The sequence below is a fragment of the Cobetia sp. QF-1 genome, from assembly GCF_002213105.1.
In the GTDB taxonomy this organism is placed as follows: domain Bacteria; phylum Pseudomonadota; class Gammaproteobacteria; order Pseudomonadales; family Halomonadaceae; genus Cobetia; species Cobetia crustatorum.
This window is the reverse complement of record NZ_NBVS01000001.1, coordinates 131,506-145,581: the sequence shown is the minus strand read 5'-3', so window position 1 is coordinate 145,581 and position 14,076 is coordinate 131,506. Positions and strand designations below refer to the sequence as shown.

General features: G+C 57.8%; 11 protein-coding genes. 7 read left to right on the top strand and 4 right to left on the bottom strand.

Going from position 1 to position 14,076, the window contains the following annotated elements:
• Positions 1-65: 65 nt before the first annotated feature.
• The 6 genes from CFN46_RS00665 (at position 66) to CFN46_RS00640 (ending at position 6,402) form a co-directional block, all read left to right on the top strand.
• Entirely contained in the window at positions 66-1,181 is a 1,116-nt protein-coding gene (locus tag CFN46_RS00665) for a glycosyltransferase family 2 protein (protein ID WP_024951690.1), read from the top strand.
• Positions 1,171-1,665: a GtrA family protein gene (locus CFN46_RS00660; RefSeq protein WP_141103611.1), complete on the top strand. Its 495-nt coding sequence runs from the start codon at positions 1,171-1,173 to the stop codon at positions 1,663-1,665. The genes CFN46_RS00665 and CFN46_RS00660 overlap by 11 nt, the downstream gene beginning before the upstream one ends.
• Positions 1,662-2,861, top strand: a complete 1,200-nt coding sequence (locus tag CFN46_RS00655) for a hypothetical protein (RefSeq protein ID WP_088742441.1) — start codon at positions 1,662-1,664, stop codon at positions 2,859-2,861. Before CFN46_RS00660 ends, CFN46_RS00655 begins: the two co-directional genes overlap by 4 nt.
• Entirely contained in the window at positions 2,836-3,531 is a 696-nt protein-coding gene (locus tag CFN46_RS00650) for a hypothetical protein (RefSeq protein ID WP_024951687.1), read from the top strand. Before CFN46_RS00655 ends, CFN46_RS00650 begins: the two co-directional genes overlap by 26 nt.
• A gap of 186 nt (positions 3,532-3,717) precedes the next feature.
• A complete protein-coding gene (locus tag CFN46_RS00645) occupies positions 3,718-4,557 on the top strand; it encodes a mechanosensitive ion channel family protein (RefSeq protein WP_248623635.1) in 840 nt (279 codons plus the stop codon).
• Positions 4,558-4,698: 141 nt separating this feature from the next.
• On the top strand, positions 4,699-6,402 hold the full coding sequence (locus tag CFN46_RS00640; RefSeq protein ID WP_248623638.1) for a glucosyltransferase domain-containing protein: 1,704 nt from the start codon (positions 4,699-4,701) through the stop codon (positions 6,400-6,402).
• A gap of 96 nt (positions 6,403-6,498) precedes the next feature.
• Here the strand turns inward: CFN46_RS00640 and putP are convergent, their stop codons facing one another.
• The 4 genes from putP to CFN46_RS00620 all read right to left on the bottom strand — a co-directional run bounded on the left by putP (position 6,499) and on the right by CFN46_RS00620 (position 13,131).
• A complete protein-coding gene (gene putP, locus CFN46_RS00635; RefSeq protein WP_024951684.1) occupies positions 6,499-7,980 on the bottom strand; it encodes a sodium/proline symporter PutP in 1,482 nt (493 codons plus the stop codon).
• 440 nt (positions 7,981-8,420) lie between these two features.
• Positions 8,421-11,600: a bifunctional proline dehydrogenase/L-glutamate gamma-semialdehyde dehydrogenase PutA gene (putA, locus tag CFN46_RS00630; protein WP_088742675.1), complete on the bottom strand. Its 3,180-nt coding sequence runs from the start codon at positions 11,598-11,600 to the stop codon at positions 8,421-8,423.
• A 407-nt stretch (positions 11,601-12,007) separates the two neighbouring features.
• A complete protein-coding gene (locus CFN46_RS00625; RefSeq protein WP_051510802.1) occupies positions 12,008-12,766 on the bottom strand; it encodes an AraC family transcriptional regulator in 759 nt (252 codons plus the stop codon).
• On the bottom strand, positions 12,766-13,131 hold the full coding sequence (locus tag CFN46_RS00620; protein ID WP_024951682.1) for a hypothetical protein: 366 nt from the start codon (positions 13,129-13,131) through the stop codon (positions 12,766-12,768). The genes CFN46_RS00625 and CFN46_RS00620 overlap by 1 nt, the downstream gene beginning before the upstream one ends.
• 171 nt (positions 13,132-13,302) lie before the next feature.
• Here CFN46_RS00620 and CFN46_RS00615 point away from each other — a divergent pair, with 171 nt between their 5' ends.
• Entirely contained in the window at positions 13,303-13,974 is a 672-nt protein-coding gene (locus CFN46_RS00615) for a helix-turn-helix domain-containing protein (protein WP_024951681.1), read from the top strand.
• The last annotated feature ends 102 nt before the right edge of the window (positions 13,975-14,076 follow it).

Genomic DNA, 14,076 nt, shown 5'->3' with positions numbered 1-14,076 from the left:
ATCACCCTTGTAGTGAAGCAGACCTTTTGGGCTTTATTCGGGTCTCTTTTATGGAGGAGAAAGATATGCGATCTCCCACTGATTCGCCCCGTGCACAGACTGATAATGATCGGACAGCATCTGCAACGTATATTCCTCGTGACATGACACGTCGTCAGTCAGGGGATTGGATGCTGTCGCTGGTGGTGCCGGTGATGAACGAAGAAGACACGATTAGCTTGTTTCTGGAGGCGATCGAGGAAACCCTTGGTGACAAGGTGCCGCACCTGGAAATCCTGTTCGTCGATGACGGCTCCAACGATGGCACTCTGACCTGCCTGGAGGCCGCCGCCGCGAGCGACTCACGCGTACGTTATCTGAGTTTGACACGTAACTTCGGTAAAGAAGCTGCGATGAGCGCCGGTATCGAGCAGGCACGCGGTGATGCCGTCGTGCCAATGGATGTTGATTTACAGGACCCGCCCGAAGTGATTCTCGACTTCATTACTCAATGGCAGGCCGGCTATGACATGGTTTATGGCGTCCGAGCAGCCCGCAATGAAGATACGGCGACCAAGCGTCAGACGGCGGGTCTGTTCTATCGCGTCTTCAACCGTGTGACCTACACCGAAATTCCGCGTGATGCGGGTGACTTCCGTCTGCTGGATCGACGAGTCGTTGAAGCGCTACGCCGCTTGCCGGAGCGGAACCGCTTCATGAAAGGGCTGTTCTCTTGGCCAGGCTACCGCTCTGTCGGTGTGACCTACCAGCGCCCGGGGCGTACGGCGGGCGTTACCAAGTTCAATTATTGGAAACTGTGGAACTTCGCTCTCGATGGTGTGGTGAGTTTCTCCACCTGGCCGTTACGTGTCTGGACCTACTTGGGCGTGGGCGTCGCAGCACTGGCCTTCCTCTATATTCTCGTCATTATCAGCAAGACCGTCTTCTTCGGCATCGATGCGCCGGGTTATGCGTCATTGATGGTGGCGGTACTTTTCTTTGGTGGCATGCAGCTGATCTCCATCGGCGTGCTCGGCGAATATCTGGGCAGATTGTTCATGGAAACGAAACAGCGGCCGCTCTATTTGATTGATCACGACAGCCTGCATGACAGTCCGCCGTCAACGAGCTCGGTAGACCGTGGGCTCGATAGTGGTTTGAGCACCGCCCGTGTTGTACGAGGTGTGCAACGTGAGCGCTGAGCACAATACCCAGGATGAGAAAATGGATAGGGGGCAGAAATCAGACGGCGTGGGTTCAATCTCAAGTGCATCTTCAAGCTCGGCTCCGCACGTCGGACAGCGTGCCAAGCAAGAAGCAGGCACTGCAACGCGCTTCGGCTTGGTAGGGCTGGCCGCGACGGGGGTCCATCTGGCGGTCGCTGCCACCATGTTGGCGTTGTGGCCGGGGCTGAATGAATTCATCGCCAACATCGTCGCCTTCTGTATCGCCTTTCAGGTCTCGTTGATCGGCCATCGACGGCTGACCTTCAAGCGACAGGGGAGTGCCTGGCGGTTTGCGCTGGTGGCGGCAGGTGGTTTCGCGCTTAACAATGGCTTGCTGGCGGTGCTGATGCGTGGTCTTGATCTCTCGGGCTTTCTGGCCATTGCGATTGCCACATTGTCAGTCCCGATCGTGACCTATATGGCCTCAAGGCTGTGGGCTTTCAAGGAAGAGCATGCATGAATGACACCGTGGCCGCAGCGGGTCGTACAGTCTTCACGGGCAGTCTGAGGCGTTTTGCAACACAGACCCCCGCACCACAAGAGGCGTTATCACGGGCCAAGGCTGCGCGTATTCCCTGGCTACATATTCTGTTGGCGCTGGTCGTCACGCGCGGTGTGTGGCTAGCGATCGCAGTTTACGGTGATCAGAGTTATCTGCATGCGATGGCGCAGTTCGACGGTAGCTGGTTCAAAGGCATCATGACGCGTGGTTATGATATTCAGGCACAGGGGCTGAGCGATGGTGATGCCGGCAATTGGGCCTTCTTCCCTCTTTATCCCGCGCTATTGTGGCTAGTGACGCTGGGCGGGCAGCTCAATCCGGATCTGATGGGCGTATTACTGAGCAATGCGCTGCTGGTCGTGGCGCTGGGTCTGGGGTGTCGTTACCTGGCGATCACGCGGCCCGGCGCATCAATGCAGCTGTTTGTGTGGCTGACGGCCAGCATGCCTTACAGCTTTTACTTCAGTGCTGTCTATTCAGAGACGCTGTTCTGGCTACTGTGTTTTGCCTCATTGATCGATTGGCGCTGTCAGCGCACAGGTCGCGTGATGCTGTGGACACTTCTGTTGTCGCTGACGCGCGCAACGGGAGTGTTCTGGGTGATCGCGATGGGTATCGAACTGCTGGTTCGCTTGCGGTTATTCGCGTTTGTCGAATTATGGCGCCGTCCAGACTGGCTGCTGATTGGCGTGATGGGGCCACTGGGGCTGTTTCTGTTCATGGCAGTGCTCTATTACCAGACTGGCGATGCCTTGGCGTTCAGTCATGTGCAGATTTCGTGGGGCCGCGAGATGGGCAACCCTTTCGTGAACCTCATTGAAGGGCTGAGTTATTGGCTGACTGCACCGGAAACACTCCGTCCCGCCTGGCAGGCCAGCATGGCGCTGGTCGGCATCGGCCTGATGGCTTGGCTGGGTGTGCAGCGTCGCTGGCTGGAGATGGGTCTTGCGGGCTTCACGCTGTTTGTGCCGCTAGCGACCGGCCTTGATGCAATTCCCCGCTATATGATTGGCATGCCGGTGTTTGTGCTGGCGCTGCATGACCTGCTGTCACGTGTGCCACGTTCATTGGCGTGGATGCTGGTGGCTCTGGGCGCGATATTTAATCTGTGGCTGGTGGAGAACTGGTATGACGCAGCATTCTGGCTTGTCTGAGCAAGGCGCCGAGGCGCTCTATGCTGCGCCGCGTATCGCTCACCGTCAGCGCCCGTGGCTATTGCTGATGACTGCCATCGTGCTGGCGTTCGAATTGTCGATGCTATGGCTGGCGCGTGATCCGCAGGTGGATGACCACTATCGACGCTACTTCATTGATCACGCGACAACCTGTTATCGGCCTATAGGCGAGGTGCCGGTAATTGAAATGGGCAATACCTATGCCGTTCGCAAGGGGGAGGTGCTGGGTAACTGCGGCGTGCTATGGGCCGGTTTCTATTCACCCAAGGAGGATCAGGCGGTCAGTGCTCGGCTGGCGGAGGTGACGCTGCGGTTGAAGGTCGCGCCGGGTCTCCATCAGCCAGTGGTGGTCGGCATGGACCTCTCGCGTTATCCGGATAACGCCGAGCCATTACCGGTGCAGGTGGTGGTCAATGGCACCTTATTGACGCATTGGCCTGTCGGCGGTAGCAAAGAGCGTTTTGAGGTCGATATTCCTGAACGCCTGATCGCCAGCGATGGCAGTATCAGCATGACTCTCAAGGGGCCGCCGCCCATCGCACCACGTGATGTAGGCCTGAACGCCAATAAATTCCCGATTGGTTTACGGTTGGATGTCATTGCTCTGCACAGTAGTCCAAGAACGACTACACAGAAGGCTGGCGAGTAGCATGTATTGGCAAGCTGGCACTGACGGCAGGGCCATAGTCAGGTAAATTATGCGCGTTAACGGTGTGACCTGTGGCAAAAGAACCTGTTCAGTCAATGCGAATCTGGTGATCAAGGGTCGCATTGTCATTAAAAAAGCGTCAGGCAGGCATGAATCTGCCACGTAAAGAATGCTCAAGGAGTTGTCGTGGAATTTTTGAATGCCATTCCCATGGAAACTGATCAGCTATTCGAGCTGGCGCTGCTCTGGGGCGGAACCCTGTTGTCAGCACTGGTTGTGCTGGTATGCGGCATGTGGGTGGCCAAGCGTCTGACCCAGTGGGTGACATCGCTGTTGCAGCGTAAAAGCATGGACGAAGCGGCGGCCGGGTTTGTGGGTCAGATTGCCTACGCCATTCTGGTAGTCATGGTATTGCTGACCGCACTGGATCAAGTCGGCGTGGATACCACCTCCATGATTGCGGCATTGGGTGCGGCGGGTCTGGCCATTGGCCTCGCGCTACAAAGCTCGCTGTCCAATCTGGCCTCGGGCTTCTTGCTGATCACGCTGCGTCCGTTCAAGAAGGGCGATTATGTCGAGGCGGCAGGCACTTCTGGCAGTGTCGATCAGATCACCATGCTGCAAACGCGCTTGGTCACGCCGGATAACCGCAAGGTGACCGTGCCGAATTCCAGCGTGATGTCCAATACCATTACCAACTACTCGGCATTGCCGACGCGTCGTCTGGATTTGGTAGTCGGTGTCAGCTATGACGACGATATCCGCAAGGTCAAGGCAGTGCTTGAGGAGTTGGTCGAAGGTGATGAGCGCATCATGAAGGAGCCCTCACATCTGATTGCCGTAGCGGAATTGGCTGATAGTTCGGTCAACTTCAACTTCCGCATGTGGTGCAATGCCTCTGACTACTGGGCACTGAAGTGGGACATGAACGAGCGTATCAAGCTGACCTTCGATGAGCGCGGTATCAGTATTCCTTACCCGCAGCGTGATGTGCATATCCATCATGCGAGCGCTGTTAACGAGTGATATTGTCATCGTCCCAGTGATTTTCGGACGCTCGATCGAAAAAACGCTACCTTCGGGTGGCGTTTTTTTGTGCCCTAATTGGTTACTCTCAAGCAAGGTTGTGTTTCATGACCCTCTGACAGGGAGTGTTGTCTCTTGCGCGTGATAGCAAAATTCACTCAAAACGAACGACGTCAGGCACGCTATCTATTGCTGGCCAGCTTTGTGGTGTTGGGAGTTGGGGTGTGGCCGTTGCTTGGCAGCCATGCGTTATATCTGGATGATATGGGCCGTGCGTTAGACGGCTATTTTGGTTGGAACATCAATGCTCGGCCTGCGGCAGAAGGCGTCATGCGCTTGCTGGGCTTTGGCGATGCGTTGGTCAATATAGCCCCCTTGCCACAGCTGGCAGCATGGGTGATCGCCGCCGTCATGTCGCTGGTATGGTGGCGCCAGGTGCCAGGACTGCATCCGGTAGTCTATGTACTGGGTAATGCGTTGATCTGGCTGACGCCCTTTACGCTGCAGAACTTCACCTATGTTTTCGACAGCTTGCCGATGACGATTGCGCTCGCCAGTGCCGTACTGGCGAGCCTGCTGCTGCGACAGCCATTGTCGTCATGTCCGTCTTCATCACTCCAGTCTTTATCACTCAAGAACCGCTGGCGGCAGCTCATGGTTGCGACGGCGCTGCTGTTAGTGGCGCTATGTAGCTATCAACCGGCGCTGAATGCCTTCCTTGTGCTCAGCTTGCTGGAAGCGTTGTTCAGCGCTTCAGTGAGGCGTTCAGACAATGATCTAGCCTATACCTCGGTCAGTGGCAGCTGGCAGGACTTGCTGCAGCGTGCGGGCGTAGTGATTGCTGCACTGGTGTTGTATCTGCCGTTATCGAGACTGCTGGTAGCGGGAGAGTACAGCCAGCAGCATGGCCGCATGCTCGACCCTGGCGATCTGATGGCGTTACTGGATGGTGCGAGAGGTAACCTGCAGGCGGCAGCCAATGCGTGGCGTGGCGGGATGGATCACGTCAGTCTGGTTCTCAGCATGCTGCTGCTGTTGATCGTACTCATCATGGCGCTGGTGGGCGCTGGCGCGTACAGCAGGAGCGGAGGGAAAGGCGATGCTGGGCGTTCAGCTGGCTGGCGAGAACGAGGACTTGAGGCTTCCTTCAAAAGACTCAGTCGCGGGCTCTGGTTACTGCTATTGATTCCTGCGCTATGGGGGCCGATGTTGCTACTGGCAGAGCCGGTATTTCACTCTCGCACGCTGGTGGCATGGGGGCCGTTGCTCGGCGGTATGCTGATGCTGGGACTGGCAGGACAGGAGAATGTGAGACGGCATCAGCGCTATATGGTTCGCGTGTTGTTGACGGTGGCGGCGCTACTGTTGATGCGTCAATGGTTGATCTTTGCAGCCTGGAGTAACGCACTTACCACCCAGCAGCACTATGAAGCGCAGCTGGCGGAGCGGATCGTGAGGGATGCCAGTACGTTAGGACTGCCGTTGAGCTCTGTACGTGACTCCGCGACCTTCAATCCGTTGTCACCACTCCCGATACTGGTACTCGGCAAGGCGCCCATTGCGCCATTGGCAAGGGTTGCCCAGCGGCAGGTGCCCGCCGTGAAACAGAATTTGATAGCTGCTTTTACGCCGAATAATTACTGGGCAGTGGTGCGTCTACGCACGGCAGGTGCCAGCGCAGTTACCCTGCTGCGTGACCGGAGTCTGAAAATGCAGTTGGCGGAGCGCACGGCTTGCCGTGCTGTGTTCACTACACCATTGGTGCCGTATCAGCTGTGGCAGTCTGATGGTGTATTGGTCATTGATTTTCGTGACATGACACAGGCATGCGTGACCAATGATTGAGGCGCACAAACGTAAAACGCCGCCCCGAAGGGCGGCGTTTTACGTCATGCCGTATGGCAACATCAGAGGCCAGTATGTACACCGGCCAGATCAGTCTCAGGCGTGATTATCAACCTTGTCGAACTCAGCGAGGATATCCTGGCTAGGCTCTTCAGTAGCGATGCTGACCACGTAGATCGCGATGTAGGCGAAGATGACGCCCGGAACGATCTCGTAGAGATCGAAGATGCCACCGGAGAGCTGCTTCCAGACCACCACGGTCACGCCGCCGATGATGATGCCGGCCAGCGCGCCAAAGCGGTTCATGCGACGCCAGTACAGCGACAGGATCAGCGCCGGACCAAAGGCAGCACCGAAGCCTGCCCAAGCGTAGGAGACCAGTCCCAACACACTGGAATCCGGGTCCAGCGCCAGAATCCACGCGATGATGGCAATGCCGACCACGGCAAAACGACCGACCCAGACCAGTTCAGTCTGGCTTGCATTCTTCTTGAACAATGCCTTGTAGAAGTCGTCCGCCAGTGCAGAGGAGGAGACCAGCAGCTGGGAGTCAGCGGTGGACATCACGGCTGCCAGAATGGCGGCCAGCAACACGCCGGCAACGGCCGGGTGGAAGATGAAGTTCACCATGACCATGAAGATCTTCTCGCTATCGGCCAGATCTTTCGGCACGTAGACGAGACCCAGCAGGCCGATGCAGATGGCCGCGAATAGACCGATGGCAGACCACACCACAGCAATGGTGCGCGCTGCCGGGATGTCCTTCTCGCTACGGATAGCGGCAAAGCGCGCCAGGATGTGCGGCTGGCCGAAGTAGCCCAGGCCCCACGCCAATGAGGAGATGATGCCGACCAACGTCAGCGCCTCACCGGTAGAGGCGTCACGGAACCACTCGAGCAGCAGCGGATTCTCAGCAGTGATGCGTGAGGTCGCTTCTGCTACGCCGCCCATGTCAGTCAGGGCAACAACCGGTACCACGACTAGTGCGACGGCCATCATCAGGCCCTGGATAAGGTCAGTCCACGATACCGCGAGGAAGCCACCGAAGAAGGTGTAGGACACGATGGCAATGGTGCCCAGCGTTACGGCGACGGTGTAGTCGAGTCCGAAGACGGTCTCGAATAGTTTGCCACCGGCAACCAGACCGGAGCTTGTATAGAAGAGGAAGAACAGCAGAATGAAGATGGCTGAAATGACGCGTAGCATCTTGGAATTATCGCGGAAGCGCTTCTCGAAGTAATCCGGTAGCGTCAAGGAGTCGCTGGCGACGAAGCTATAGATACGCAGACGACGTGCCACAATTAGCCAGTTTAGCCAGGTGCCGGCCAGTAGACCGATACCGATCCAGGCAGCAGATAGACCGCTCAGGTAGGCAGCACCCGGCAGGCCCAGCAGCAGCCAACCAGACATGTCAGAGGCACCGGCGGAGATGGCAGACGTCCAAGGACCGAGTGAGCGGCCACCCAGAATGTAGTCCGACATATCGGAGGTGCGCTTGTAGGCCAGCAGGCCAATGCCAAGCATCACCGCCAGATAGACGGCAAATGTGATGAGTATCGTGGGGCTATTTTCGACCATCGTGGAATAAATCCTTTGCGATTATTGTTGTCAGACACCGAACGTTTCATGATCCCTTGGAGACGGCGCCACTCTTGTACATATCAGTGCTGCAGGGATGCCAGTCATTGCCGTGTCGCCTGAAGACTGACCAAATATCAGGCTGAATGACTGGAGCTGACTGCATTCTGATTATGTTCAGACTAGCGCATAACAGGATCTTCTGACGTTCATGTGTCCCCGCATGTTGCGTGACGTAGCAAGCGGTCAGATGTGCCGCATGCCCACCCATCCATTCGATAGATAGGCATGTGGCACATATCACGAGCCAGTGAAGCGCCCGCAGGCACCTGGGTGCTGTTCTACCCCGATACCGCCTGGCGACTGTTACGCGTCCGCGTCATGCAGTCCTCTGCCAGGCATTACCTGAACTGCCCGCCCAGGGGGCGGGCAGTTCAGGTTTATTCTTCGCCCATGGCCAGAAGAGACGCGTTGCCACCGAGTGCCGTGGTGTTGACGGTACGGGTTTTCTCGGTAGCGAAACGGTGCAGATAGTGCGGGCCGCCAGCTTTAGGGCCGGTACCAGAGAAGCCCTGGCCGCCAAACGGCTGGACCCCGACTACTGCGCCGATGATATTCCTGTTGATGTAGACATTACCAACACGAATTTTCTGTGCAACCTTATAAGCAAAACTTTCGTTTCGGGAATGTACACCGAAGGTCAGTCCGTAGCCGAGGCCATTGATGGTATCGATGACCTTGTCTATCTCACCGCCCTTCCAGGTGGCGATGTGCAGGATCGGGCCAAACTGCTCGCTTTCGAGGCTATCGATGCCATCGATACGCAGCGCGACCGGTGCCACGAAGGTGCCGTGCTCAGTCTGACGCGGATCCAGACTGGACTCGGCGATCACACGGCCTTGCTCGCGGTAGGTCTCGATGTGCTTGAGCAGACCTGCGCGTGCTTCTTCGTCGATAACCGGGCCTACATCGGTGCCCAGGTTGCGCGGGTCGCCGATGTTCAGCTCATCCATTGCACCTTTGAGCAGCTCAATGACGCGTTCGGCGACATCTTCCTGCACGTAGAGGACACGCAGGGCTGAACAGCGCTGTCCCGCACTCTGGAAGGCAGATTGCACTACATCATTGACGACCTGCTCTGGCAGGGCGGTGGAATCGACGATCATGGCGTTCAAGCCACCAGTCTCGGCAATCAGCGATGGCAGCGGGGCGTTTTCACGTGCGGCCAACGAGCGATTGATGATCTGTGCAGTCTGGGTGGAGCCCGTGAAGCAGACGCCAGTGATGCGCGGGTCGCTGGACAGCACGCTACCGACGGTCGGGCCATCGCCTGGCAGCAGCTGGACGACATCACGCGGCATACCCGCTTCACGTAGCAGCTCGACTACGCGATGTGCGACCAATGAGGTCTGCTCAGCTGGCTTGGCAACGACGGTATTGCCGGTGACGGCAGCGGCGACCATCTGACCGCAGAAGATCGCGACCGGGAAGTTCCAAGGGCTGATGCAGGCAAATACCCCCTTGCCGCCGAGCAGGATCTGGTTGTGCTCACCCGTCGGGCCTTGCAGCTCAGTCGGCAGGGCGAAGTCAGCACGTGCACGCTTGGCGTAGTAACGGCAGAAGTCGACGGCTTCACGAATTTCAGCGATACCATCCGTCAACAGCTTGCCACCCTCGCGGGAGCACAGCGTCATCAGCTCGGCGGTATGGGTTTCCATCAGGTCACCGAAGCGCTCGAGAATCGCGGCGCGCTCTTCGACCGGTGTTTGCTCCCAGCGCGGGAAGGCAGCCCAGGCAGCATCGACAGCGCGCGATGCTTCTTCTGCGCTGGTCCATTGTACGTGACCGAGCGTGACGCGACGGTCGAATGGGCAGGTGACGGTCTGGCGGCGTTCAGCATCCGGGGCAACATCGAAGGCCAGCAGCGGACGCACGTCATAGACGGTATCCATGTGCGTCGCCATCTCATCGATCAGCGGCTGATACTGGCTATTGATGTTGAGGTTGATACCCCGTGAGTTGCGGCGACCTTCGCTATAGATATGCGGCGGCAATGCAATGCGCGGATTGTGGTAGGTCGCGTACTGATTCAGGGTGACGACCGGGTGGGTACACAGGCTTTCGACTGGCACGCGCGGGTCTACCAACTGGTGAACGAACGATGAGTTGGCGCCGTTTTCCAGCAGACGACGCACCAGGTACGGGAGCAGGTCCTTGTGGGCACCGACCGGCGCATAGATACGGCACCAGGTCGCTTTGGGCGCACGCTTCAGCGCGGCTTCATACAACGCTTCGCCCATGCCGTGCAGACGCTGGAATTCGAATTGACGTGTCTGTACGGCATTGGCGACATCCAGGATGGCGCTGATGGTATGGGCGTTGTGCGTCGCGAACTGCGGATAGATACGGCCACGCGTATTTTCGGACAGCAAGAAGCGTACGCAGACCAGATAGCTGATATCAGTGGAGGCCTTGCGGGTGAACACGGGATAGCCTTCAACACCCAATTCCTGGGATTCCTTGATCTCGCTATCCCAGTAGGCACCCTTGACCAGACGTAGCGGAATCTCGTCACCCTGCAGATCAGCGATACGGTTCAGGTACTGCAATGTCGGCAGCGCACGCGTGGAGTAGGCCTGCACGACCAGACCGAACTTGCCCCAACCGCGGCAGGTATCGCTCTCGTAGACTGCACGGAAGACTTCCAGTGAAATCTCGAGACGGTCGACTTCCTCAGCATCGATGGTCAGTGCTACGTCGAGCTCACGGGCGATGGTCGCGAGTTCACGCACGCTACCGACCAGCTCTTCCAGCACTTGGGTGCGGCGGCCGAATTCATAGCGCGGGTGCAGTGCAGACAGCTTGATGGAGACAGACGGTGACGGTGTGCCGGCCTTCAGCTTGCGCGACGTATCACCCACGGTGCGAATGGCACGCGCGTAGTCATCGAAGTAGCCCTTGGCATCGGCACGTGTGCAGGCCGCTTCCCCTAGCATGTCGTAGGAGTAGGTGTAACCCTTGTCGAACTGCGGCTGGGAGCGCTTGAGCGCTTCCTTGATGTCACGGCCGAGTACGAACTGCTTGCCCATGATCTTCATTGCTTGATACATGGCGCGGCGGATGACGGGCTCGCCCAGGCGGTTGACCATGCGATTGATGAAGGTCGCCGGCTTGCCATCTTCCTTGGGCAAATCCATCTTGATGACGTTGCCTGTCATCAACAGGCCCCAGGTAGAAGCGTTGACGAACCAGGACTCGCTTTGGCCCAGGTGAGATTTCCAGTCGGCCACGCCTAGCTTGTCTTCGATCAAGGCATCGGCAGTGTCCTTGTCCGGAATACGCAGCAGCGCCTCGGCCAGGCACATCAGCAACACGCCTTCCTGGGTATTCAGGCTGTACTGCTGGAGAAGCTCGTCGATGGAATCGACGGCAGTGTCCATGGTGCGGATTTCACGTACCAGCTCGGCGGTCTGGTCACCAATGCGCTTGGCATCATTGGCTTCAGCACTCAATAGCGCGACCAGCTCTGCAACGTAGGCATCTTCATCGACCAGGTAGTGATCGCTGACACGTGCAAACAGCGTGTCCGGCGCCTGTTGCCAGGTGGCCGGTGCGAGCATGTCATTGGCACGCAGAATGCTGGCAGACAGCGCATCCTTGGCGATAGCGGGATGACTGTTCGGAGTCGCTGCGATGGCCTGATCGGTGGAAGTGGCGGTAGTCATGGAGCAAACCCCTTGCTGCTGGGCGGCGGTACGCCGAAAAGGATGGCCGGGTCGAGGCACCGTGGATGCTGTCATGAGCATCAGAGGAGCGAGACATCGGCACGTCTGGATGTATACCCGTGAATGTAGAGTGGTGCAGGGGGGCGGGTCTTTCCAATTTCACGGGTGCGCATGCCAAATTCACGGACATGGTGTTGAACTGGCACGCTTCTCCGACCTTTGTCGAAGTTCATGAAGAGAAATGCGACGATCTTATGCGACTAAAGTCGTGATTGGCGAGTTTGTACTGCGGATCTTGCGTCTCAAGTCTTGCGTAGGGCCGAAGGCGGGCTGCCTAGGTGCTTGCGGAAGGCATGCGAGAACGCGCTCTGATTTGCAAAACCGCAACGATCAGCAATCTGGGATAGTGAGAGTTCTGTTGTGCCCAGCAGGTTGCGCGCCTGCTCCAGCCGTCGGCGTAGCAAATACTGATATGGCGATAGTCCCGTCAGTATCCTGAAGCGTTCGCTGAAGTGCTGCTCCGACAGGTAGGACTGACGTGCTAGATCGGCAACCGTTAGTCGCTGATCGAGATGTGTATCGATATAACGATTGAGCGCGACCAGATCCAGCTGACGGCCCGTGCTGCCTAGCGCGCTCATTGGCTCGGCGAGCCGTGTGTTGAGGCAGGCCAGGAAGGTCGCCGCTAATAGATCGCCAGGTGCTTGCTGATAATCATTGACCTCGGCGAGCATGAACTCCAGGTAACCACGCAGCCGCGTATCCAGCGTGAAGAAGCGCGGGCGTTCGAACAGGCGCTTCAGCTCACGATGAGTGCCGGTCAGATAGGGCGCATCATCGGGCAGGTCAAGTATCAGCTGGCGGTTTTCGCCGATGCCAGCGTAGTAGTGCACATGGTCTGCTGGCACGATACAGCCGGTCAATGGGCGAATCTCGCCGCCTTGTCCTTCAATCTCGAATTCGGCTAGTCCATCCAGTCCTATCACTAACTGATGGTAGCTGTGGTCATGATGCTCTCGCAGGTTGGAGAGCGGAATCAGGCGCATCTCGCTGGCGGCCATCAGGCGCGAGTCTCCGCCACGCCGGTGCGTGCGCGCAGATGCCCGAGCAGTATGCTGAGTTCCTCGCGGCCTTCGCGGGAGAAGAGCGCGCCGCCCTGCGCCAGCTGCCACGGACGGGCGTGATTGTCGAAGATGCCCTGGCAGCGTCGGCGCAGGCTCTCGAGATACTCATCATGGCGAATCGGATAGCCAATCACGGTATGCCATTCGTTCTCGCTGATTTCACCGTTGCATGCCTGATCCAGTACACGGGCAATATCGCTGAAATCAGTACGAAAACGCGGAGTACGCGCCATCATCAATAGGCCGACCGTCGCGAGACAGACGATCAGGCAGACCACGAAAGTGATGATGAACAGTGACATGGGCGAACCTTGTGAAAGCGGAGGCGAAAAGTAGAGACCAATAACCGTATTCTACCATGCTGGAGGACGTGCATTGTCAGTGGAACGCGATTGACATGTTCTGCCTGTCAGAACGATATGGCATGATCCAGGTACGCATGTCTTTCTTTTCCTGTGCAGGAGCCTCTGATCATGGCCAGTCAACGTGTTGAAGCCGTCGAGCGTGCCCTGACTCTGCTGGAAGCCTTCACGCCTGCCGCCCCCCGACTGACACTCAATGAGTTGGCGCAGGCCAGCGGTTTTTACAAAAGCACCATCCTGCGGCTGATGGGCTCGCTTGAGCACTTTGGGTATGTCGAGCGCGATAGCCACGGAATCTACTCTATCGGTGCGGCGCTGGGTCGCTTCGCCCAGTTGGCCCCTGCGCAGTCGGTGCGTGAGGCGCAGTTGCGTGAATGGTTGGCGGCGCTGAATGCGGCTAGCGGCGAGACTGCGAGTTTGATACTGGTCGAGCACGGTAGCCTGCCGGATGCGCGGCCTGTCGAGGGTATGACACGACCACGCCAGGCAATGTGCCAGTACGTTCAACTCAGTCAGGCGCCCTTGCGACACCAGTTGGAGGAGGGTGAGGTATTGGATATGGCACTGACTGCGCTGCTGCAGCACTGCGTGGATAGCGGACAGCTTGAAGTGGGTGAGGCAGAAGGGCTGACTGTTGCCGCATTGGCTGTGAGCGTGGCGCCGCAGCAGGATGACGCCCTGGCACCTGCCGAAGTCATCGTCGTGAGTGGCCCAGCGGCACGTCTGACTCCGCATCAGGCCCATCAGGTGTTGGAAGAGTGGAAGCACGGCACGGTGTTTTAGCAGGCCTGCGATGCATTGAGTATCGGGCGTTCGCCCATGAAAAAGCCCCCGCACGTTTATGTGTGGGGGCTTTTGTGCACTGGTGCTGCTCGTGCATTCTAT